At 65.6% G+C, this 21,195-nt stretch carries 27 protein-coding genes and 1 riboswitch; of the genes, 9 read left to right on the forward strand and 18 right to left on the reverse strand.

Annotated elements, in window-relative coordinates; all coding sequences use genetic code 11:
* Positions 1 to 15: 15 nt before the first annotated feature.
* The 5 genes from ACT6UX_RS27910 to thiO all read right to left on the reverse strand — a co-directional run bounded on the left by ACT6UX_RS27910 (position 16) and on the right by thiO (position 3,528).
* The gene (locus ACT6UX_RS27910; protein WP_444778426.1) at positions 16 to 975 is read right to left on the reverse strand and encodes a ThiF family adenylyltransferase; all 960 of its coding nucleotides are present in this window, start codon (positions 973 to 975) and stop codon (positions 16 to 18) included.
* A complete protein-coding gene (locus ACT6UX_RS27915; protein WP_444778427.1) occupies positions 972 to 1,571 on the reverse strand; it encodes a thiamine phosphate synthase in 600 nt (199 codons plus the stop codon). Before ACT6UX_RS27915 ends, ACT6UX_RS27910 begins: the two co-directional genes overlap by 4 nt.
* A 4-nt stretch (positions 1,572 to 1,575) precedes the next feature.
* A complete protein-coding gene (locus tag ACT6UX_RS27920) occupies positions 1,576 to 2,352 on the reverse strand; it encodes a thiazole synthase (RefSeq protein ID WP_444778428.1) in 777 nt (258 codons plus the stop codon).
* A 2-nt stretch (positions 2,353 to 2,354) separates the two neighbouring features.
* The gene (gene thiS / locus ACT6UX_RS27925) at positions 2,355 to 2,552 is read right to left on the reverse strand and encodes a sulfur carrier protein ThiS (protein ID WP_422031900.1); all 198 of its coding nucleotides are present in this window, start codon (positions 2,550 to 2,552) and stop codon (positions 2,355 to 2,357) included.
* Positions 2,521 to 3,528 (reverse strand): glycine oxidase ThiO, encoded by a 1,008-nt coding sequence (gene thiO, locus ACT6UX_RS27930; RefSeq protein ID WP_444778429.1) that lies wholly within the window; start codon positions 3,526 to 3,528, stop codon positions 2,521 to 2,523. The genes thiS and thiO overlap by 32 nt, the downstream gene beginning before the upstream one ends.
* Positions 3,524 to 3,641: riboswitch (TPP riboswitch) on the reverse strand. It overlaps the preceding gene by 5 nt.
* 57 nt (positions 3,642 to 3,698) lie before the next feature.
* Between thiO and ACT6UX_RS27935 the strand changes: the two genes are divergently transcribed.
* Positions 3,699 to 4,259 (forward strand): hypothetical protein, encoded by a 561-nt coding sequence (locus tag ACT6UX_RS27935; RefSeq protein WP_444778430.1) that lies wholly within the window; start codon positions 3,699 to 3,701, stop codon positions 4,257 to 4,259.
* Between the two features lie 10 nt (positions 4,260 to 4,269).
* On the opposite strand, the gene ACT6UX_RS27940 is transcribed toward ACT6UX_RS27935, so the two are convergent.
* Both ACT6UX_RS27940 and ACT6UX_RS27945 read right to left on the reverse strand, forming a co-directional pair.
* Positions 4,270 to 5,202, reverse strand: coding sequence for a branched-chain amino acid aminotransferase (locus tag ACT6UX_RS27940; protein WP_444778431.1), 933 nt, complete (start codon positions 5,200 to 5,202; stop codon positions 4,270 to 4,272).
* A 130-nt stretch (positions 5,203 to 5,332) separates the two neighbouring features.
* Positions 5,333 to 5,974 (reverse strand): glutathione S-transferase family protein, encoded by a 642-nt coding sequence (locus ACT6UX_RS27945; protein WP_444778432.1) that lies wholly within the window; start codon positions 5,972 to 5,974, stop codon positions 5,333 to 5,335.
* A gap of 103 nt (positions 5,975 to 6,077) precedes the next feature.
* Here ACT6UX_RS27945 and ACT6UX_RS27950 point away from each other — a divergent pair, with 103 nt between their 5' ends.
* From ACT6UX_RS27950 to ACT6UX_RS27965, 4 genes are all read left to right on the forward strand, one after another.
* Positions 6,078 to 6,575 carry a MarR family winged helix-turn-helix transcriptional regulator gene (locus ACT6UX_RS27950; protein ID WP_444778433.1) on the forward strand — a complete coding sequence of 166 codons (498 nt, stop codon included), beginning with the start codon at positions 6,078 to 6,080 and terminating at the stop codon, positions 6,573 to 6,575.
* A 6-nt stretch (positions 6,576 to 6,581) separates the two neighbouring features.
* Positions 6,582 to 7,286, forward strand: coding sequence for a response regulator (locus ACT6UX_RS27955; RefSeq protein WP_444778434.1), 705 nt, complete (start codon positions 6,582 to 6,584; stop codon positions 7,284 to 7,286).
* Complete coding sequence (locus tag ACT6UX_RS27960; RefSeq protein WP_444778435.1) at positions 7,283 to 8,638, forward strand: ATP-binding protein; 1,356 nt, start codon at positions 7,283 to 7,285, stop codon at positions 8,636 to 8,638. The genes ACT6UX_RS27955 and ACT6UX_RS27960 overlap by 4 nt, the downstream gene beginning before the upstream one ends.
* A gap of 76 nt (positions 8,639 to 8,714) precedes the next feature.
* Positions 8,715 to 9,809, forward strand: coding sequence for a branched-chain amino acid aminotransferase (locus tag ACT6UX_RS27965; protein WP_444778436.1), 1,095 nt, complete (start codon positions 8,715 to 8,717; stop codon positions 9,807 to 9,809).
* Between the two features lie 79 nt (positions 9,810 to 9,888).
* On the opposite strand, the gene ACT6UX_RS27970 is transcribed toward ACT6UX_RS27965, so the two are convergent.
* From ACT6UX_RS27970 to ACT6UX_RS27990, 5 genes are all read right to left on the reverse strand, one after another.
* Positions 9,889 to 10,227, reverse strand: a complete 339-nt coding sequence (locus ACT6UX_RS27970; RefSeq protein ID WP_444778437.1) for a tRNA-binding protein — start codon at positions 10,225 to 10,227, stop codon at positions 9,889 to 9,891.
* A 120-nt stretch (positions 10,228 to 10,347) separates the two neighbouring features.
* Positions 10,348 to 10,782, reverse strand: a complete 435-nt coding sequence (locus ACT6UX_RS27975) for a phasin family protein (RefSeq protein WP_444778438.1) — start codon at positions 10,780 to 10,782, stop codon at positions 10,348 to 10,350.
* A 129-nt stretch (positions 10,783 to 10,911) separates the two neighbouring features.
* Positions 10,912 to 11,535 (reverse strand): TetR/AcrR family transcriptional regulator, encoded by a 624-nt coding sequence (locus ACT6UX_RS27980; protein WP_444778439.1) that lies wholly within the window; start codon positions 11,533 to 11,535, stop codon positions 10,912 to 10,914.
* Positions 11,532 to 12,329 (reverse strand): pyrroline-5-carboxylate reductase, encoded by a 798-nt coding sequence (gene proC / locus ACT6UX_RS27985; protein WP_444778440.1) that lies wholly within the window; start codon positions 12,327 to 12,329, stop codon positions 11,532 to 11,534. Before proC ends, ACT6UX_RS27980 begins: the two co-directional genes overlap by 4 nt.
* A gap of 4 nt (positions 12,330 to 12,333) precedes the next feature.
* Entirely contained in the window at positions 12,334 to 13,068 is a 735-nt protein-coding gene (locus tag ACT6UX_RS27990; protein WP_444778441.1) for an enoyl-CoA hydratase/isomerase family protein, read from the reverse strand.
* A 69-nt stretch (positions 13,069 to 13,137) separates the two neighbouring features.
* Between ACT6UX_RS27990 and ACT6UX_RS27995 the strand changes: the two genes are divergently transcribed.
* Positions 13,138 to 13,404, forward strand: a complete 267-nt coding sequence (locus ACT6UX_RS27995; protein ID WP_444778442.1) for an accessory factor UbiK family protein — start codon at positions 13,138 to 13,140, stop codon at positions 13,402 to 13,404.
* A gap of 13 nt (positions 13,405 to 13,417) precedes the next feature.
* Here the strand turns inward: ACT6UX_RS27995 and ACT6UX_RS28000 are convergent, their stop codons facing one another.
* From ACT6UX_RS28000 to ACT6UX_RS28025, 6 genes are read right to left on the reverse strand one after another with little or no spacing between them, the layout of a single operon-like run.
* Positions 13,418 to 14,332, reverse strand: a complete 915-nt coding sequence (locus ACT6UX_RS28000; protein WP_444778443.1) for an aminotransferase class IV — start codon at positions 14,330 to 14,332, stop codon at positions 13,418 to 13,420.
* A gap of 10 nt (positions 14,333 to 14,342) precedes the next feature.
* Positions 14,343 to 15,110: an amino acid ABC transporter ATP-binding protein gene (locus tag ACT6UX_RS28005; RefSeq protein WP_444778444.1), complete on the reverse strand. Its 768-nt coding sequence runs from the start codon at positions 15,108 to 15,110 to the stop codon at positions 14,343 to 14,345.
* On the reverse strand, positions 15,107 to 15,766 hold the full coding sequence (locus tag ACT6UX_RS28010; RefSeq protein WP_444778445.1) for an amino acid ABC transporter permease: 660 nt from the start codon (positions 15,764 to 15,766) through the stop codon (positions 15,107 to 15,109). The genes ACT6UX_RS28005 and ACT6UX_RS28010 overlap by 4 nt, the downstream gene beginning before the upstream one ends.
* Before the next feature lie 13 nt (positions 15,767 to 15,779).
* Positions 15,780 to 16,460, reverse strand: coding sequence for an amino acid ABC transporter permease (locus ACT6UX_RS28015; RefSeq protein WP_444778446.1), 681 nt, complete (start codon positions 16,458 to 16,460; stop codon positions 15,780 to 15,782).
* A 12-nt stretch (positions 16,461 to 16,472) separates the two neighbouring features.
* The gene (locus ACT6UX_RS28020; protein ID WP_444778447.1) at positions 16,473 to 17,306 is read right to left on the reverse strand and encodes a transporter substrate-binding domain-containing protein; all 834 of its coding nucleotides are present in this window, start codon (positions 17,304 to 17,306) and stop codon (positions 16,473 to 16,475) included.
* Positions 17,303 to 17,971: a GntR family transcriptional regulator gene (locus tag ACT6UX_RS28025; protein WP_444778448.1), complete on the reverse strand. Its 669-nt coding sequence runs from the start codon at positions 17,969 to 17,971 to the stop codon at positions 17,303 to 17,305. Before ACT6UX_RS28025 ends, ACT6UX_RS28020 begins: the two co-directional genes overlap by 4 nt.
* A 756-nt stretch (positions 17,972 to 18,727) precedes the next feature.
* Between ACT6UX_RS28025 and ACT6UX_RS28030 the strand changes: the two genes are divergently transcribed.
* The 3 genes from ACT6UX_RS28030 to ACT6UX_RS28040 all read left to right on the forward strand — a co-directional run bounded on the left by ACT6UX_RS28030 (position 18,728) and on the right by ACT6UX_RS28040 (position 20,929).
* Positions 18,728 to 19,705, forward strand: coding sequence for a Bug family tripartite tricarboxylate transporter substrate binding protein (locus ACT6UX_RS28030; protein ID WP_444778449.1), 978 nt, complete (start codon positions 18,728 to 18,730; stop codon positions 19,703 to 19,705).
* Between the two features lie 208 nt (positions 19,706 to 19,913).
* Positions 19,914 to 20,000: a DUF6471 domain-containing protein gene (locus ACT6UX_RS28035; RefSeq protein ID WP_444778453.1), complete on the forward strand. Its 87-nt coding sequence runs from the start codon at positions 19,914 to 19,916 to the stop codon at positions 19,998 to 20,000.
* Between the two features lie 17 nt (positions 20,001 to 20,017).
* Complete coding sequence (locus ACT6UX_RS28040) at positions 20,018 to 20,929, forward strand: hypothetical protein (protein WP_444778450.1); 912 nt, start codon at positions 20,018 to 20,020, stop codon at positions 20,927 to 20,929.
* Positions 20,930 to 21,195: the final 266 nt, after the last annotated feature.

Consider the following 21,195-nt stretch of genomic DNA (forward strand, 5'->3'; position numbering starts at 1 on the left):
TCCGGCTCGGGCGCTTCAGCCCAACGCAACTAGAGCAAGATTCGTGACGCCGCGCTCGCGCAATCTGTCCGCCGCCATCAACGCCCGCTGGCCGCTGCGGCAGGCCAGCACGACCCGCTTCGAGGGCGCGCCCAGTTCGTCGATCGTGTCGACGACCAGCCGCCGCGCACCGGCGAAGGGTGAAACCGGCGCCTCGTCGAGACCGCGCAGGTCGACGACGATGTCGTCGGATCGCACCTGCTCTGGCGCGATGAACGCCACCTGATCCTCGGGTTCGGGGCTGCCGGCGAAGTCGAAGCCACCGAAGGCCAAGCGCTTCGCGTCGAACGTGACGACTCGGCCCAGCACTGCCGGTTCGAGGCCGAGCAGGTGATGCAGCGTGAGATGCGCCTGCAGGCTGCCCATCGTCGCCACCGCGGTGCCGATCACGCCCACCGTGGCACAGGTGCCGCCATCGACGGAAACCTCGGGAAACACCGCGCGGTAGCTGGGGCCGCCACCGCAGAAGACGCCGGCATAGCCGGTCATGCCGATCACCGAGGCGCTGACCAACGGCTTGGTTGTCGCGAAGCAGACGTCGCTCAGCATGTAGGTCACGGCGAAACTGTCCGCGGCGTCGACCACGATATTCGCATCGGCGACCAGCCTCGCGGCGTTCTGCGGAGTCAGCCGCTCGGCCACCGCGTCGATGCGAACATGCGGGTTGAACCGCTGGAGAGTGGTGCGCGCCGCCTCGGCCTTCAGCTTGCCGATGTCAGGCATGCCATAGAGCGGCTGGCGATGCAGGTTGGTCTCCTCGACCGTGTCGTGATCGACGATGGTGAGACGGCCGACGCCGGCACCGCTGAGATACTGCAGCACCGGGCAGCCGAGGCCGCCCGCGCCGACCACCAGCACCGACACGGCGGCAAGACGCGCCTGCCCGGTCGGGCCGATCTCCGGCAGCACGGCCTGGCGGGCGTAGCGGTCGGTCACGGCCTTCTCGTCGCGTCGATCCAGGCCCTGGCCTGACCGATCGGATCGGCATGGTTCACGATGTCACCCACGACCGAGGCGATGTCGGCGCCCGACTTGAGGCACAGCAACGCGCGTTCGAGCGTCAGCCCGCCGATCGCCACCAGCGGCCGGTTGCCGATGAGCTTCTTCCATTCGGCGAGACGGTCCGTACCCTGCGGCGCCCATGGCATCTGCTTCAGCACGGTCGGCCAGATCGGGCCGAGCGCGACATAGTCGGGATCGATGGCCAAGCCCTTGTCGAGCTCGGCATGGTCGTGCGTGCTGACGCCGATCCTGATGTTGGCACGGCGCAGCGCCTTCACGTCTGCATCGACCAGATCCTCCTGGCCGAGATGCACCCAGGCGCAGCCTTCGTCGATCGCGACCTGCCAGTAATCGTTCACGATCAGGTCGGCGCCATGCTGCGCGCAGACGGCTTTCGCCTCACGTACCTGCCGGCGGATCTCGGACTCGGGCTGGTCCTTGATGCGCAACTGGATGAGCTTCGTGCCGATGGGCACCAGCTTCAGCACCCAGCTGGAATCGGGCACGACGGGATAGAACGGATCGAGCATCTCTTCAGTCTCCAAGGGCCGCTTTGCCGATCACCGGCGTCGACGGCATGGCCATGTCGCGCGGCTCCATCGGGCGCGCCAGATAGGCGGCACGACCGGCTTCGACGCCGAGCGCGAAGGCGCGCGCCATTTCGACCGGATCGCCCGCTTCGGCGACCGCCGTGTTGAGCAGCACCGCGTCGTAGCCCAGCTCCATCGCCGCCGCGGCATGCGAGGGCACGCCCAGCCCGGCATCGACCACCAGCGGGATGTCGGGAAAGTGCGCCCGCATCGAGCGCAGCCCGTAGACGTTGTTGAGGCCGCGCGCCGACCCGATCGGCGCGCCCCACGGCATCAGCACCCGGCAGCCCGCCTCGACCAGCCGCTCGGCAACCACGAGATCCTCGGTCGTATAGGGAAATACTTCGAAACCCTCTTCGGAGAGAATGCGGGCGGCTTCGACCAGGCCGAACACGTCGGGCTGCAAGGTGTCGGCCTCGCCGATCACCTCCAGCTTGATCCACGGCGTGTCGAACAGTTCGCGCGCCATGTGGGCGGTCGTCACCGCCTCCTTCACCGAATGGCAGCCCGCCGTGTTGGGCAGCACGCGCACGCCCATCGACTGGATGAGCGACCAGAAAGCCTGACCGGCGCGACCCGCGCCGCTCTCGCGCCGCAGCGATACGGTCACGACGTCCGCGCCCGACGCCTTGACCGCGCGTTCGAGGACCGCCGGCGAGGGATAGCGCGAGGTGCCGAGCAGCAGCCGCGACTTCAGCTCGACGCCGTAGAACGATGACATGGTCATCCTCCCTGCATTGGCGCGACGACTTCGATCTTGTCGCCGTCGGCCAGCTCGGTGCGCGGTCGCGCGGCGGCGGCCACGAACCGGCCGTTCACCGCCGTCGCGATCTTGCGCCCGCCATAGCCGAGATTTTCCAGCGCCGCGGCCAGCGTGCCGGGCGAGACCTCATGCATGTCGTCGTTCAGGAATATCCGCATCTCTCGTCTCCAGAAGAACGGCATCGGCAACCTGCCGCGCCAGCCAGGGCGCGAGCAGGAAACCATGCCGGAAAAGCCCGTTGGCATGCAGCACGCGGCCATTGCGCCGGATGCACGGCAGGTTGTCGGGAAAGGTTGGCCGCAGATCGGCGCCCAGTTCGACGATCTCGGCCTCGCCGAAGGCCGGGTGCAGCGTGTAGGCGGCGTTCAGCAACTCCATGGCCGAACGCACACTGACGGCGCGGCGTTCCTCGCTCTCGATCATCGTCGCGCCGATCATGAAGACCCCGTCGCCGCGTGGCACGATGTAGAGCGGGATGCGCGGGTGCAGCAGCCGCACCGGGCGCGACAGCGACACGTCGCGGGTCCGCACCACGAGCATCTCGCCGCGCACGCCGCGCAGCTCGGGCAGCGCATCGCGCGCAGACAGGCCGCGGCAATCGACCACGAAGCTCGACCCGACTTCCGACGGCGTGCCCTCCACGCCGAAGCGGATCGGGACGCCGCGCGCTTCGAGCCCTGCGGCCAGCGACGCCAGCGCCTTGCGCGGCTCGAGATGGGCCTCGTCGGGGAAGAACAGCGCACGACGGAACCGGCCGGCCAGATCGGGTTCGAGGGCCGCAATGCGATCGCCGTCGATCCACTCGTAGCGCTCGGTCCGCGCGGCGAAGCGCGTGAGGTCGGCGGCGTCGCGCGGTGGCGTGAGGACCAGGCTGCCCTCGCTCACGGTGCCGGGATGGTGGCGCCGCCACCAGTCGATCGACGGCTCACCCAGGCGGGCGACGATTTCGTCGGTGGTCGCCCGCTCGCACCACGGCGCCAGCATGCCCCCGGCCATCCAGGAACAGGCGCTTTCGCCCAGACGGACGCTGCGCTCCAGCAGCTCGACGGCGACGCCGCGTTCGGCAAGCTCCGTCGCGCAGGCGAGGCCTGCGACGCCGGCTCCGATGATTGATACGACAGGACGATCCAACACCGCTGACTCCCGTTCCTTCGCCGGCATGACCCGGATCAGGTTCAAAGGGTTCAGCCGTTAAGGCTGTCTCAGCCCGTCTCCTGCTGGAAGATCAGGCACCCCTCGGACGCTATCGAGAAAAGGGGATTGCAGGCCCCGATGTCAAGCGGGCGCGGCATTGCCTATGATTCATGGCTGTCCATGGAGATCGTATCATCGGCTCGTTTTTCGAGATCGTTTTCACCGCGATCGGCCTGATTTTCGAACTGGCCGCGGGCTTCTTTGCCTGGCTGTTTCGGCCGGCGATCCGAGCGATGCGTACCGCTTTGGGTGCCGACCGCCCCAAAGCTGCGCCGACCCGGATCGAGACCCGTGAGCTGCCACAGGGCGCGATGAACGCGATTCTGCAGGCCCTCCGAGCCGGCAAGGAGGCCGCTGCGGCGCTTCCTCCCGGCTGGCGCGGGTTCCACTCCGCGATTTCCAGCGATTCCGAAAAGATCAGCCACGTGACGATCGGGACCGGGGTGCGTCTCATCCTCGAGCCCGACAATGCCGATCGCGAGGATGCGGTCCGCGTCGACGTCGAGCTGGCAGACCATTCCACCGTTCAAATCGGCTATCTGCGGCGAGGCCATGAGCTGAGCCGAAGCATCGCCCATGGCCGCGTCCACGGCTGGCTCGCAACACGGCGCCGCACCTTGCGGGCCGAGGGCTGGGAAGCGGTGCTTTTCGTCGCCGTCTACGATCCGTAACGGCTGCGGGTCAGGCCGCCAGCGACGACGCCGATGCCATCAGATGCGTCGCCTCGCCGAAGCCCTCGCTGTCGGGCGCGCGCACCAGCTTCTGGAAGTCGGCCATCAGCGTCTTGGCGACGGGACCGGCCTGGAAGTGATGCTGGTCGATCGAGCCGACCGGCACGATCTCGGCGGCGCTGCCGCAGAGGAAGACCTCGCTGGCGTTGCTCAGTTCCTCCGGCATCACGTCGCGTTCCTCGACCGTCCAGCCGCGCGTCCGCGCCATGCCCATCACCGCACGACGCGTGATGCCGTCGAGGAAGTTGTGCGGCGTCGGCGTGACGAGCCTGCCGTCGATCACCAGGAAGATGTTGGCGCCGGTCGTCTCGGCGATGCGGCCCTGCCAGTCGAGCATCAGCGCATCGTCAAAGCCGGCCTTCAGCGCGCGGTCCTTCTCGATGCCGCAGATCACGTAGAGGCCCGCCACCTTGGCGTGGCCGGGCGCCGTTTCCGGCGAGGGCCGGCGGTACTTCGCCAGGGTGACGTTGATGCCGGCATCGCGCGCCTGCACCGACAGGCGGCCTTCTTGCGCCCACGGGGCGATGGCGAGATGGACCGTCGTGCCGATCGCCGACACGCCCAGCACCTCCGAGCCGCGCCACGCGATGGGCCGGATATAGCCGGCGGTGAGGTCGTTCGCCTTCACGACGGCGCGGGTCGCCTCATCGATCTCCTCGCGCGACCAGGGCAGGTCGTAGTCGAGCAGATTGGCCGACCGGATCAGGCGGGCGCTGTGCGCCGAGAGGCGGAAAACCCGGCCGTCATAGATGCGTTCGCCCTCGAAGACGGCCGAGCCGTAATGCAGCGCATGGGTGAGCACATGCATGCGGCTGTCGCGCCACGGAACCAGCTTGCCATCCAGCCAGATGAAGCCGTCGCGATCATCCATTGTTAAGGACATTGCGATATCCTCTCTCTAATGATTCCAAATAGGTCTCTGAGGCCATCCCCAGAATAACTATCCGACCAAATAGGTCAATATTACTGACCTTGTCAATCACACTGACCCTGCGTGTTTTTCGCCGCGAATTTCAGGTCAGGAGGAGAGGCATCCCGGGATCGCCCTTCTGCATCGCCCGCTGGTAGGCCGGACGGGCGGCGATGCGCTGCAGATAGGCGCGGATCGCCGGATAGGGCGCGAGGTCGAACGGCAGGAAGTTGCGCATCGTGGTCAATGTGAAGACGGCCATGATGTCGGCTGTCGTGAGTTCCGCCCCGGCCAGGTAATCGGCCTTCCCAAGCCGCGCCTCGATGAGGCCGAGGGCAAGGTCGAGGCGGGCCTTCATGGCCTTGATCAAGGGAGTGTCCGCTGGAAGACCGAGCCGTCCCAGGATCATGTTGCGTCCCGTCGCCGGCTGGAGCGTGCCGTTGGCGAAATGGAACCAGTAGAGAAATTGCGCGAAGTCGGGACGGTCGGGTGCCAGGACCAGCCGGCCCTTGCCGTAGCGGGCGACGATGTATTCGACGATGGCACCCGATTCGGCCAGCAGCACGTCGCCGTCCTCGATCACCGGCGCCGCGCCGAGCGGATGCAGGGCCTTGTATTCCGGCGGCGCGAGCCGCGTGACCGCGTCGCGGTCATAGACCTTCAGCTCGTAGGGAAGGTCGAGCTCCTCGCACAGCCAGACGATGCGCTCGGATTGCGACACGCCGAGATGATGAACGGTCAGCATGGGCGCCCTCGCACGGTTTCGGAAAATTTCTCGACGGAGGTTCGCGCCGTAACATCCGCTCGCGCGGGGTGTCAACGCAGCGCGCCCGCACTATAAAGACTGCGTGGAATCCAGAGCGCCCGCCAACCCCCTATTCCTTCGCGACGAAGAACTGCGACAGGGCATCGAGCTGATGTTCTATGCCTATCGCGACTTCACCTTCGAATCCGACCAGCAGCTCCGGCACTACCAGCTCGGCCGGGCCCATCACCGGGCGCTGTATTTCATCGGTCGCCATCCCGGCCAGACGGTCGGGCATCTCCTGTCGATCCTCAAGGTCACCAAACAGTCGATCAGCCGCGTCCTCAAGGACCTGCTCGAGCAGGGCTATGTCGAGCAGAAGAGCGGCGCGCGCGACCGCCGCGAACGTCTCCTGTGGCTCACCCCCAAGGGCCAGGAACTCGAGCGCGACCTGACGGACCGCCAGAGCCAGCGCTTCGCCCGGGCCTATCGCGAAACCGGCGCCGAGGCGGTCGAGGGCTTTCGCAAGGTGCTGCTCGGTCTGCTCGACCCGCCGGAGCGCCAGGTGGTCGACAAGCGGTTGCGCGGCGGCAGCCGCTAGCACGCCATGGACGCGTCGGCCGACAAGCCTCACATCCTGGTCGTCGACGACGATACGCGCCTGCGCGAACTCCTGAAGTCGTTCCTCTCACGCAACGACTTTCGGGTCTCGACCGCGGCCAGCGCCGCGGAGGCGCGCCAGCGGCTGAGTTCGCTCGACTTCGACCTGATCGTGCTCGACGTCATGATGCCGGGAGAAACCGGCCTCGAATTCGCGACCGAGCTGCGCCGCACCGACGACGTGCCGATCCTGATGCTGACGGCGATGGTCGAGACCAAGGATCGCATCGCCGGCCTGGAGAAGGGCGTCGACGATTATCTCGGCAAGCCGTTCGAGCCGCGTGAACTCCTGCTGCGCATCCAGAGCGTGTTGCGCCGCGGTCGTCCGGCAGCCGCTGTCGCGGCCCCGGAAGCGCCGAGTCAGGTGACGTTCGGCCCCATGCAGTTCGACCTCGAACTGGGCGAACTGACCGACAAGGGCAAGCGCGTGGCGCTGACCGACGCCGAGATCGCCCTGATGCGCGCCTTCACCGGCCGCATCGGCGAGGTGCTGAGCCGTGAGACGCTGTGCAAGATCATCGGCGCCTCCGTGAACGAGCGCGCCATCGACGTGCAGGTGACACGGCTGCGACGCAAGATCGAGCCCGATCCGTCGTTTCCGCGCTATCTGCGCACGGTGCGCGGCCAGGGCTACCGTCTGGTCGACGCATGAGGTGGACCGCCGTCAGCGACATCTTCGAACGCATCGCACAATGGTCGGACAAGCATTCGCCGCAGACCCTGTTCGCGCGCGCGCTCATCATCATCGTGGTGCCGATGCTGCTGCTGCAGGCGCTGTCGGCCTGGTGGTTCTACAGCCAGCGCGGCGACAACGTCACCAACCGCCTCGCCATCCTGCTGGTCCGCGACCTGCGCCTGCTGATCTCGCTGCGCTCCGACTTTCCCGACGACGAGCACCGTCAATGGATCCTGCGCCGCTCCGCCCAGGACCTGCTGCTGTTCGTTTCCTTCCGCAAGGGCATCGTGCGGCCCTTCAAGGAGCCGGAATATTTCGACATCGTCGCCCGCGAGGTCCAGGGCGCACTCAATGCCGACCTCAAGCGTCCTTTCTTCCTCGACAACAATATCGGCGGCGGCCAGCTCCTGATCGAGATCCAGCTGTCGGACGGCGACGTGATGGACGTGCTGGTGCCGCATGTGCGCCTGACCTTCGGCTCGAGTTTCGCCTACGTCCTGGCCCAGCTTGGCCTCGCTTCGGTCCTGTTCGGCCTCGCCATCTGGTTCATGCGGCGCGAGCTGGTGCCCATCGAGCATCTGGGGGTGGCGGCCGACGCGCTCGGCAAGGGCCGTGACGTGCCCGACTTCGCCTTCTCCGGCGGCACGCGCGAGGTGCGCAATGCCGCCACCGCCTTCCATACGATGCGCATCCGGCTGCGCCGTTCGATCCAGCAGCGCACCGAGATGCTGGCCGGCGTCAGCCACGATTTGCGCACGCCGCTCACCCGCATGAAGCTTTCGCTGGCGCTTCTTCCCGACTCGCCGGAGACGCGGGAGCTGGCCGACGACGTCGACGACATGCAGCGCATGATCGAGGGCTATCTCGCCTTCGCGCGGGGCGAGGGCGACGAGGATCCGGTGATGTCCGACCTTTCCGAGATCCTGGAGGATGTCGCCGCCGGTGCACGCCACGGCAGCGCCACTCTCGAAGTCACCTGGAAGGGCGACATGAACGTCGAGCTGCGGCCGATCGCCATCAAGCGCTGCCTGACCAACATCGTGTCCAATGCCCAGCGCTACGCCAGCGAGATCAGGATCGAGGCGGTGCGCGGCCGGACCGCGGTCGAGATCGCGGTCGACGACAACGGTCCCGGCATCCCCCCTGAAAGTTACGAGGACGTATTCCGGCCCTTCTTCCGTCTCGACCAGTCGCGCAACGCCGCGACGGGCGGGGTGGGGCTAGGCCTCAGCATCGCGCGCGACGTGGCGCGCAGCCATGGCGGCGAGGTGACGCTGGCCCCCTCGCCGCTCGGCGGCCTGCGCGTGACCGTACGAATTCCGCTGTGAGCGGCGCCGGGGGACTTGCGGCGCGCCCGCCGGTGATAGATTGAAAGAAATACTCAAGAGAGAAACGTCCCAGGCAATGTCCAAGACACCGTCGCTTCAGTTTACGCACGTTCCGCACCCGTCGCCGCTTCCCGCCGATCAACGCGCGGCGCTGCTCAAGAATCCGGGCTTCGGCCGCGTCTTCTCCGATCACATGGTGACCATCCGGTATCACGAGTCCAAGGGCTGGCACGATGCGCGGGTCGAACCGCGCGCGCCGATCCCGATGGACCCGGCTGCGGCGGTCCTGCATTACGCCCAGGAAATCTTCGAGGGGCTGAAGGCCTATCGCACGGCCGACGGCGGCGCGACCCTGTTCCGCCCGCTGGAGAATGCCCGGCGCTTCCAGCAGTCGGCCGAGCGGCTCGCCATGCCGGTCCTGCCGGAAGACGTCTTCCTCGAGGCCGTCGACCAGCTGGTGAAGATCGACCGGGCCTGGATCCCGGAGGGCGACGGCAGCCTCTACATCCGCCCCTTCATGTTCGCGAACGAGATCTTCCTCGGCGTGAAGCCCTCGTCGGATTACCTGTTCATCGTCATCGCCTCGTCGGTCGGCGCCTACTTCAAGACCGATGCGCCGGCGGTGTCGGTGTGGGTCTCCGAGGATTTCACCCGCGCCGCCCCCGGCGGCACCGGCGCCGCCAAGTGCGGCGGCAACTATGCCGCCAGCCTGCAGGCGCAAGCCGAAGCGACGCGCCACGGCTGCGACCAGGTCGTGTTCCTCGACGCCGTCGAACAGCGCTGGATCGAGGAGCTGGGCGGCATGAACATCTTCTTCGTGTTCGACGACGGCTCGATGATCACCCCGCCGCTCGGCGGCACGATCCTGCCCGGCATCACGCGCAGCTCGCTGCTCACCCTCGCCAAAGACAAGGGCATCAAGGTGAGCGAGGAGCGCTATTCGATCGAGCAGTGGCGCAAGGACGCCGCCAGCGGCCGCCTGCGCGAGGCCTTCGCCTGCGGCACCGCCGCGGTCGTCACGCCGATCGGCACGGTGCGCAGCAAGGACGGCGAGTTCAGGATCGGCAATGGCGGCTCGGGCGCCAGCACCGAGGAGCTGAAGGCCGCCCTGGTCGGCATCCAGCGCGGCCGCACGGCCGACCCGCACGGCTGGATCCACAAGGTCTTTTAGCTCGTCACGACCTCATTCTGAGGAGGCGCGCAGCGCCGTCTCGCAGGATGGGCAACGGACGGGGTCCTCGTGTCAGAATTCAGAACAGCTTGCCGCCGTTCGGCACCGGCTTGGTCGGTGCGATCAGCACGACACTGCCATCTGCTGCCGGAAAGCCGAGAGTCAGGACTTCCGACATGAACCGGCCGATCTGGCGCGGCGGGAAGTTCACCACGGCCGCGACCTGACGGCCGACCAGTTCCTGCGGCGTGTAGTGCACGGTGATCTGGGCCGAGGATTTCTTCGTGCCGATTTCGGCGCCGAAATCGATCAGCAGGCGATAGGCGGGCTTGCGCGCGCCCTCGAGCGGGGCGGCCTCGACGATGGTGCCGACGCGAATGTCGACACGCTCGAAATCTTCGTAAGCGATGGATGTCATGGTGGGCCGACCCTAGAGCGGCGGGATCAAAAGACCAAGACGGGCAAAAGAAAAGGGGCCACATACGCGGCCCCTTTCTCCGGATCGGCGACAGGCCGACCCACGCTTACGCTAAAACGCTTACTTCTTGGCGATCGCGGCCTTGACCTCTTCGGTCAGCTCGGCGACGCGGGCGCTCAGCGCCGTCACGGCATCGGTCTGGCCCTTGGTGTACAGCTCGGCCAGTTCCTTGGAGTTGGTGATCGCCGACTCGTAGGTCTTCTTCATGAAGTCGATCTGCTTGGCAGCCTTCTCCTCGACGGTCGCGGCGGCGAGCACTTCGCTGCCGTGCTTGGAGAAGTCTTCCATCGCGGCGCGGACCATGTCGCCCTGACGCTGCGCGATCGTCTTCATCTGCTCGACGGCGGCGGTGTTGAGCGAGGTCATCGTGGCGAAGTTCTTGCGGGCGGTCTCGACGAAGGTCTCGACGTTCACGGTCGGGAGCTTGAACTCGCCGGAAATCTTGCTGAAGTCGAAGTCGGCGAAGGGGTTCTTGAAGGCACCGTTGGCGTACATGGAATTCTCCTTGAGGGACGAAGCAAGGCTGAGCTCGGGTGCCCCGCTTTGCTGCGGTGCACAATGAAGCTCAATTTAGGGATGCATTGCAGCGAGTCAAGGGGTGTTTTTGTGCACCGCACAAAATGTTCACGCCTCAGGCGAAACCGGCGCCGCGGGCGGAACGTCGGCGCCCGGTGATTTCGCATATCTATCAAAGAGTTGCGACCAGCGCTCGGCGGTCTTCAACCGGCTGTCCAAAGCCGCCATGGTCTTCGAAAGATCCTGGGTGTCGTCGCGATCGAATACCCGCGATACGGCGTAATGGATCGCCAGCAGCCCGTTCTGCCGCAGCGCACCGGGCAGCCCGTCGCTGGCCACCGAGGCGGCCTCCAGCATTGCCGCCATCGCGCGTCGCAGCCCCGGGCCCATGGCGATTGCGAGAATCGGGTCGCGGGTCCCGGCGCGACGCAGCGCCCGCAGCGCCGCACGGTGCGGCCGGAGCGCGTCGTAGCGGCGCATCATCACGTCGAACAGCCGGTCCCGCGGCGTCTCCTCCGGATCGACCGAGGACGGCGTCCCCGCCATCACTTCCGCATCGATGCGCGCCATGAAGGCCGCAGCCAGCGAGATCTTGTCGGGATAGACGCGATAGACGTCGGCAAAGCCCAGCCCGGCCACCTGCGCCACGTCGCGCAGCGCCACGTCGGCATACCCTTTTTCGGCGATCAGGCCGAGAAAGGCATCGAGAGCCTTGTCGCGAACGTCGCTCACCCTGCCAGCTCCTTCGATCGATGCGAGGCGGCCGCAAGGGCCTTGTCGAATACTGGCTGGATACCGTCGTTTGCCATCAGGACCTGCAGGGCTGCGGCGGTCGTGCCGCCGGGACTGGTCACGTTAACGCGCAGCTGAGACGCCGGCTCCGCGGACTGCTTCAGCAGTTCCCCGCTTCCCACCACGGTGGCGCGGGCGAGCTGCATGGCCATGTCGGCCGGGAGGCCGGCCTTCACCCCTGCTGCCGCCATCGCCTCGACCAGCAGGAAGACGTAGGCCGGGCCGCTGCCGGACAATGCGGTGACCGGATCCATCAGCGCCTCGTCGTCGGCCCACAGGACCTGGCCCACCGCCTCCAGCAGCTCGTGGCAGCGCTTCTTTTCCGCCGCCGTCACGCTCGCCGCCGCTGTGGCGACGGTGATGCCCTGGCGCACGGCCGCCGGCGTGTTGGGCATGGAGCGCACGATCCTGGCCGCGTGACCGAGACGGGCGGCGAAATAGCCCAGCGTCTTGCCGGCCGCGATCGAAAGGAACACCGAACCCTGTCCGGCGAACCGCCGCAGATCGACCAGCGTCTCGTCCATCGACTGCGGCTTGACCGCCAGCACGACGATCTCCGGCGTCTCCTCCACTTCGGCCGAGGAAGTGACGACACGGACACCGGCGTGACGCGGACGGATCGCCTCGACCGGCTCGGCGACGACGATGTCGGCGGCGGGCAGGCCGCGCGCCAGCCAGCCATCGAGCATGGCGCCGCCCATCTTGCCGCAACCGATCAGCAGCAGCTTGCCCATGGTCCTAGCGTCCCTTGAACTTGGGCGACCGCTTCTCGCGGAAGGCGGCGCCGCCCTCCTTGCGGTCCTCGGAATTTGCGATGGTCTCGAGCTTGTAGCGCTCCGGCACGAAAACTTCCGCCGGGCCGCGCGGCAGCGTCTGGTTGGCGAAGTCGCGCAGGGTGCGGATCACCAGCGGCGCGGACTGGGCGATGACCGAAGCCATGCGGCGCGCCTCGGCACGCTCCTGGCCGAGCGGCACGACCTTGTTCACGAAGCCCACGTCGTAGGCGCGCTTCACCGAAATTTCCTCGCCGAGCAGCAGCAGCTCCATCGCGACCTTGTGCGGCATGCGCGAGACGATGCCCGGCATCAGGCCGCCGAACACGCCGACCTTGGCCTCAGGGTACATGAATTTGGTGGTATCGGCAGACACCATGAGGTCACACGTCATCACGAGACAGATACCGCCACCGATCACCCAGCCCTGGGTGGCGGCGATGACGGGCTTGGTGAGCGCGTGGCTGACATGCGGCACCGCCTTCCACATGGCGGCGGGCGGATTGTGCAGATCGGCGCCGACGCAGAAGGCCGGGCCGTCGGCCTGCAGCACCGCGACCAGGTCGTCGCCGTCCTCGAAGGCGCGATAGGCGTCGTAGAGGCCGTCGCAAAGTTCCTGCGTGAGCGCGTTGCGCTTCTCCGGGCGCATCATGGTGATGGTGGTGATACCTTCGCTCGACTCGACTTTGACCAGGCTCACGGCGTCCTCCAGTGCTTCTTGCGCCGGATGCTACCAGCCGCCCATACTTGCCGCATCAGGAGACCTGTCATGCAAACCCGCAATCCCTTCATCGACGACCTCACCAAGGTGGCCAACGGCGCCATGGGCGCGCTGACCGGCATGAAGGACGAGGTCGAAGCCCGTGTCCGCGACCAGATCGCCAAGATCCTGGACGGCATGGACATCCCCCGCCGCGACGAGTTCGACGCGGTGAAGGCGATGGCCGCCAAGGCGCGCGAGGAGAACGAGGAGCTGAGGAAGCAGATCGCCGAGCTGCAGGCGAAGCTTGGCGGCTCTCAAGGCTCCGAAGCTTAGGTCAGAGTAGAGCTTACAGCGCCCCGACCGACTTCAGATAGAGGTCGCTCGCTTCCTTCGTCACCTTGCCGGCCTTGCCGTCGGCGATGAGACGCCCGTCGACCTTCGTCACCGGCGTGACGCCGCCCAGGGTACCGGTCACGAAGGCCTCGTCGGCGGAGTAGACCTGCGCGAGCGTGAAGTCGCACTCCTTCGCGACGTTGCCTGCCGCGCGCCAGGCGTCGATCACGTTCTGCTGGGTGATGCCCTTGAAGCTGTAGAGGCTGGTGGACGTCCACAGTTCGCGGCCACGCACGATGAAGAAATTGGTCGAGTTACACGAGGCCACGAAGCCGCGCGGGTCGAGCATCAGCGCCTCGTCGGCGCCGGCCTTGATGGCCTGGATCAGCGCCTGGATCAGATTGAGCCGCGAGTGTGAGTTGAGGCGCAGGTCGAACTGGTCGGGCTGGGTCGTGCGGAAGGTCGAGGTGAAGAGCGCGTAGCCTTTGGCCTTGGCCTCGGGAATCGGCGTCTTGTATTCGGCAACGCAGACGATGGTCGCCTTGCCGATCACGAAACGCGGATCCTGGTTGGGCGTCTTCTTGAGGCCGCGCGTGATCATGAGGCGGATGTGCGCCCCGTCGGTCATGCCGTTCTTCGCCAGCGTATCGGTCACCACCTTGGTGACACCGGCACGGTCGAGCCCGATGTCGAGATCGATCGAGCGCGCGCCTTCGAACAGGCGATCGAGATGGGCGTCGAGGCTGATCAGGCGGCCCTTCACGAGACGCAGTCCCTCCCATATGCCGTCGCCCAGCACGAAGCCGGAATCGAACACCGAGACGCTGGCCTCGTTACGCGGCGCGAACGTGCCGTTCACATAGACCAGCACCTGGTCGTTGCGCGCATCGGCCAGATAGGCCTGGGCGCTCGCCTGTTCCGTCGTCATGGCATTTTCCCTAGAAGCTGAATTGCTTGTGGCTGGCGAGGAAGGCGCGCGTGCGGTCCTTCTTCGGATTCTTGAGGACCTCGTCCGGCGTGCCCTGCTCGTGGATGGCACCGTCGGCCAGGAAGATCACGCGGGTGGCGACGTGATAGGCGAAGCCCAGCTCGTGCGTGACCAGCAGCATCGTCCGCCCCTCCTCGGCGAGCGCGAGGATCACGGCCAGCACCTCACCGACCAGCTCGGGATCGAGCGCCGAGGTCGGTTCGTCGAACAGCAGCATCTCGGGGTCCATGGCGAGCGCACGCGCGATGGCGACCCGCTGCTTCTGGCCGCCCGACAAATGCGCCGGATAGGTATCGGCCTTCTCCGCGAGACCGACCCGCGCCAGCTCCTTCGCGGCCCGCGCCTCGGCCTCAGGTTTCGGCATGCCGCGCACGGTGCGCAACCCTTCCATCACGTTGCCGATCGCCGTCATGTGCGGGAACAGGTTGAACTGCTGGAACACCATGCCGACCCGCTGGCGCACCTGGATCAGCTCGCTTTCGCGATAGGTCCGCTCGCCCGTCTTGCCCTCGCGACCCAGCACCTGGCCGTCGAGCGCGATCGTGCCGCCGCCCGGTCGTTCCATGAAGTTGAGGCAACGCAACAGCGTGCTCTTGCCCGAGCCCGACGCGCCCAGGATGGCGATGCGTTCGCCGCGCGCCACGTCGAGGTCGATGCCGCGCAACACATCGGTCGCGCCGAAGCGCTTGGTGAGGCCGCTGACCTTCAGGATCGTCATTCGTCCCTCTTCAGCCGGCGTTCGAGGAAGTAGCTGAACTGCACCAGCGGCCACAGGAAGACGAAGAAGATCACCGCCACGGCGGTATAGGCCTCGATCGGATTGTAGTTGAGCGAGGCGATCAGCTTGCCCTGCTGCAACAGTTCGACATAGGCCACGGCCGAGGCGAGCGTCGACATCTTGAAGATTTCTATGGCGCGGTTGGTGAGCGCCGGCAGCATGCGCTTCAGCGCCTGCGGCAGGATGATGCGCCGCATCGCCTGGCCCCAGCGCATGCCGAGCGCCCGCGCCCCGTCCCACTGGCCGGTCTCGATCGACTGGATACCGCCGCGATAGATCTCGGCCGAGAAGGCCGCCGAGTTGAGCGAGATGCCGAGCGAGGCGGCGGCCAGCGGCGAAATCGCGAAGGGCAGCAGGATCGGCAGGGCGAAGTAAAACCACAGGATCTGTACGAGCACCGGCGTGTTGCGGAAGAACTCGACGAAGATCGTGGCCGGGATGTGGAGCCAGCGGTTGCGGGAGTAGCGGCCCAGGCCGACGAGCAGGCCGAGGCTCAGCCCCAGCACCAGGCAGATCGCGAAGATGCGCAGGGTGCCGGCGGCGCCGACCAGCAGCGCATCGGTGTTGTCGAAGACCGAGGCGAAGTCCCAGCGCATCAGTGCCCCTCGCTCAATGCACTGTACTCTCGCCGCTGCGCGCCAGCCGCAGCTCGACCAGGCGGGCGACCTGGCTCGCGAGGAAGATCACGACGAAATAGATCAGCGCCACGACCGTATAGGTTTCGAGCGGCCGGAAGGTCTTCTGCGAGATCTCGTTGGCGGCGAACAGCAGGTCGGCATAGGAGATGGTGGCGATCAGGGTCGTCGTCTTCATGAGCTCGATGGCGCGCTCCATGAAGGCCGGGATCATGCGCTTCACCGCCTGCGGCAGGATGATGCGGCGCATGGCCTGGTCATGGCGCATGCCGATCGCGCGCGCGCCGTCCCACTGGCCGCGTTCGATCGACTGGATGCCGGCACGGAACACCTCGGCGAAGAACGAGGCCGACTGGATCGAGAAGGTGACGGCGCCCGCCACGAACGGCGTCATCTCGATGCCGACCAGGATCGGCAGGGCGAAGAAGAACCAGAAGAGCTGCACCAGCGGCGGCGTCGTACGGAACACCTCGATGACGAAGCCGGCCGGCCACGACAGGAAGCGCCGTGGCGAGAGGCGCAGCAACGCCAGCCCCAGACCCAGCACGACGCCGCAGACCAGCGCCGTGCCCGTGATCTTGAGCGTGTTCACCAGCCCTTCGACCAACAACGGTGCGTTGGCGAGGACCGGCGAGAAGTCCCACTGATAGGCCAAGGGCGAAGCCGCCTACTTGATCATCTCTTTCATGACCGGCGGCGCGGACTTGGGATCGAGACCGAAGTCGGCGATCGCCTGTTCGTACCACTTCTGGGTCTGGCCGCTCTTGTAGTAATCGGCGAACTGCTTATCGACCCAGGCGGTGAAGGCGGTGTCGCCCTTGCGCAGCGCCGCGCTGGACGGCTGCGATTCGGCGGGCAGCGGCACCACGATCTTGCCCTTGCCTAGCCGCTGGCGGGCGGCGAGCAGCGGCGGATGAAAGAGCAGCACGGCATCGACGCGGCCCGACTGGAAGGCGGCGATCGCCTCGGAGTTGCCGGGGAAGCGCTGGATGTCGGCCTTGGGCGTGTGCTGCGTCGCCCAGCGATCCATGGTCGACGCCTGAGGCACGGCGATGCGCACGCCCTGCTTGTTGAGGTCTTCCCAGGTCTTCGCATTCAGATCGTCGCGCGCCAGCACGGCGAGCGAGTACCAGAGAAGCGGCGACTCGGGGAAGTTGGCGGCCTGTTTGCGCTCGGCCGTGGCGTCGAGCATGAACATGATGTCGATCTTGTCGCCCTGCAGGGCCGCGATCGCGTTGCCCCAGCTCACCTCGACCGGCTCGAACTTCACGCCCAGCGACTGCGCCATCGCCTTGCCCATCTCGACCCCGAGACCCGACGCCCATTGGCCGGTCTTGGGATCCTTCGAATACCAGGGCGGCGCCTGGGTGACGCCAACCCTCAGCACGCCGCGCTTCTTCACCTCGTCGAGCGTGCCCTCGGCGCGCGCGGCGAAGGGAATGGCCAGGACCGCGGCACTCGCGGCCGCGACGGCGAACAACGAACGTCGATTGATGCTCATGAATTGTCTCCCCTCTTTTGCTTCCCCGACAAAGTCGGCATCGAGCGCAGGAACTTCTCCGTGGTCTCGACGCCGCGACGCATGTGATCGGCGATCTCGGCCTTCATCGCCTCGAAGTCCGTGCCGAAGGCCGCCTTGATGTAGCTGTCGTGGCTGTCGCGCTTGGGCCCGCGTCGGCCGTGCGCGCGATGATGCGCGGCCCAGTAGAGCTGCAGTCGGCCGCGCAAGCCATGCCAGGCCCGCTGCAGCAGTCTATGGCCGCTCGCCTCGTAGACCAGGCCGTGGAACTCGAGTTCGGTCAAGATGCTGGCGCGGTCGTCGCCCGCGTCGATGGTCGCGATCAGCGCCTCGTTGCGGCGGCTGAGCTCGGCCCGAAAGCGATCGTCGCGGCGCGGCCAGACCTGCTCGAAGGCGAAGGTCTCCAGCACGGTGCGCAGCGAATAGATCTCGTGGACGTCCTCGACCGAGAGCTCGGCCACGTGCGTGCCGGTGTAGGGCACGGTCACCACCAGCCCCTCCTCGATCAGCTGCCGCAGCGCCTCGCGCAGCGGGCCGCGGCTGACGTCGAAGCGCTCCGACAGCGCGGTCTCGACCAGCGGCGCCCCGGGCGGAATATCACCCGCCAGGATCGCGGACCGGAGCTGCTCGACAATGTGCGCGCGCAAGGTCGCCTTCGGTACGCGCTCGAAAAGCGCGCCTGTGTCCCGCGTCGAGACATCCGCAAAAGCCAATTAACGTCCTCTCTGAGCAGATCGTCGATTGTTGACAATCTGGCACAATGAAAGGCCGCCGCACAAGGAGTGCGGCGGCCGGCAGATCAGCAGCTCTCGCACCCCAGGACCTTGCCCGACATGGAAAATGGCCGATTTCTCGCTTTCGGAAGCGTGAGAATTGGACCCGTCCACATACTGATACCTGCTCTCGCAGGCGTTCCTCGCCTCGCGAAGCTGTTCGGCACGTTGGATGCCCTCGCGGCCTGGCTGGCGCTCTTTGCGAAGGCGGCGACGCTGCATCTTCCCCGGCGCTTTCGCCCCTTGGCCCACCCGCCGAACCCGCTGAACATCACCCGTGCCGAGACAATCGGCTAGCGGCGGACTCTCAGGACCATGGCGGCTACAGGAACGCGGGCCAATCGCCGACACCCAATCGCCATCTGCGCAGAAAACGTCCGGTACTGACCTCTCCAAGCCCCGTGAACGCGGTCGATGACGACCGTGATTGGTCGTCCGGCACGGTCGGGGGTGCTCTTTCCGACGACCAGCCCCACCGAGGGAACGCGGCAAGCGTCTCTGCCTTGACCATCATTCGTTGGGGCTTCACTTGGTTTAGTCGCGGAATAATTCCACAGTATTGGCACCGCCAAGTCCTCTTGTAACCGTAGAGGGGGGGGGTGTGTTGGCGACTGCAGGGAAGGGGCTGGAGTGACGGGTTTTCTTCGCCGTACGTTCATGGGCGGCTCAGTTCTTGCGACAGTAAGCCCAGCAAGGGCTGATACGCGGCCGAAAAAGCAACTGACCTGGATCGTGCCCTTCCCTCAAGACAGCAGCGCGGATCTCTATGCTCAACAGGTAGCCAAGAGCATCGGTGAGAAGCTTGGGCAACCGATCGTGATCGATCGTCGCACCGGGGCGGGAGGCACTCTGGCCGCGACACTATTTACCCGGGCTGCCAACGACGACCATACCTTCATGGTCGCCTACACGGGGCTAACCTACGCTTCCGTCATTTATCCCAAGGGTGGGGCGGGATTTGATTTTGCCCGGGATTTTGTTGCGGTCAGCGCCCTGGCGCGCGAACCGCTGGTCTTGGTGATCAATCCCCGCATCATCGATGCCAACGATCTACAACACTTCCTTTCAGCAGCACGCTCTGCTTCGACGCCAATTGCAGTGGGTTCTGATGGCGAGGGCACCATCTCGCATCTCGCGATCAATTTGCTCACCGAGCGGACCAATATCAAGTTCAGGCACGTACCTTATCCCGGAACTGCCGCCCAACTTGACGCTTTAGTTGCGACAAGTGCTGGCGCGGCGTTCTTGCCTCCGCATAGCGTGACGGCCGCGGTAGCGAATGGCAAACTTAGAGCGCTGGCCGTAGCCGCGCGGCGACGAGATGTCGTGCTCAACGGCGTTCCTACATTCGGTGAAGCCGGGCTCGACGACTTCCGTGTCAGTCAGTGGTTTGGGATCATGGCACTCAAACAGACGTCTCAGTCGGCTCTCGACAGAATGCACGCGGCGATTCAGGCGGCACTCGAGACCAAGGAAGTAAAGGACATTTGGGCTCGTCACGGCGCGCGCGTAGAGCTCGAAAGTCGGACAGATTTTGCCCGCTTTGTCGCCAGCGAGGTATCCCGGTGGACGCGCATTGCCAAGGCCGCGAACATCAAGCTGGAGTAGCGCTACCGGCCCCGCATCGCGGGTGTCAGAGCGCGGCATGACTACGCCGACAAGGACGCGGAGTCGGCTTATGCGGCTGATGACCCATCTTAGCCGCCGCGCCTCTAGGCCCGTCTGATGCCTAATGACGAAACGTCGGCTACCGTGGGTTGACAGAAAAACTTTCCGCAATGGGCACGTCTGAACCGAGCGAAACATTGCTAACAAGATCAGCAGGGGCGGATTCACCGCTGCGTTTTTCCTGCAATGTCTCTCTGCAATCGGCTGCACAACACTAAGGCTCAGCGAGCCCTAGGAGCACTTACCGCCGCATTGGTGGCCTTGAGCTTCTCTATTTGGCTGTGGCCCCCTGCGCCTCCGATCCCTCAGCAGCAAACTCTAGAGGACTACAGCGCCTTCGCTAAAGCACTCGACCCGGAGTGTTTTTCTATTTTGCAGAAGCCTTCAGGCGCGTCGCCATACCAGCAAGATGAATGCGCCGACAAAGACGCAATACAAAGAAAAGGCTATCGCGACTTGGCGCAGAGCATCAGGGCGAGTAACGCAGCCGAGGAAGCTGTATGGCTTTCTTATCTCCAGACACGCGCTGCCGTCGTAGGGGCCGCATTTTTGGTTCTCACCCTCGCCGCCACCGCTTGGGCTGCTTGGGCTGCCGCTGACGCCGCCCAGATCGCTGGTAAATCCGCCGTTGCTTCCTTCAGGGCCGCCGACGCGGCGGATAGGGCTATCGCCGTTGCCTCCGACACTGCCCAGCGTCAATTGCGGGCATATCTTTCGGTTGAGCCCGACGAAAATGTCGAAGCGTCCTTCTTGAGTGGGCGGCTCGTCCTTGGCCTGAAGACGGTCAATCGCGGACAAACCCCCGCTTATCGAGTGAATCAGTGGTTGGACTTCCAGATTGGACCCAGTCCATTGGTAGAATCGCCCTTCAAAGTCTCTCGCCAAATTCTGCGCGACAGGAAATCTGAGCGGCCTCCATTCACGCCATCGGACATTGCTCCCGGGGATCACCTTAGCTTCGGAATTAATACTGGCCGCCAAGTCTCCTCGGCGGATCAGCAGCTCATAGCGAAGGGGCTCCTGCGCATCTATGTGGTCGGCAAGGTCTACTATCGAGACGCGTTCAAGTGTCGCCGATACAGCCAGTTTTGCTTTGCGCTGACTTTCTACAACCGGCGGATAGCCATGGATGCCGCAACAGATGGCGGCAATCGGTCCAATTAGCACCTCTGAACTCCGTTCAAAGGCACTAGGCGCGTGAGCCGCACGGCGGTCTAAACCGCTAGGTGCGTTTGCTACCTAATGCCGTGCCAATCAGCTCCAACCTGGGGCGTTTCCTTGCGCGAATGACGAAGGGAGTGGCGAATGAAGAAGCAAGAATCAGGGCGATTTAACTAGCCGCATCGGTGAGATTGACCTGCCCGCGGGTTTTCGGACCAACGATTAGTTGAGAGACTGGCCTCCGAGAGGAGGCAGGAGATGAAGAAGTC

This window comes from Reyranella sp. (assembly GCF_052439685.1).
Lineage (GTDB): Bacteria > Pseudomonadota > Alphaproteobacteria > Reyranellales > Reyranellaceae > Reyranella.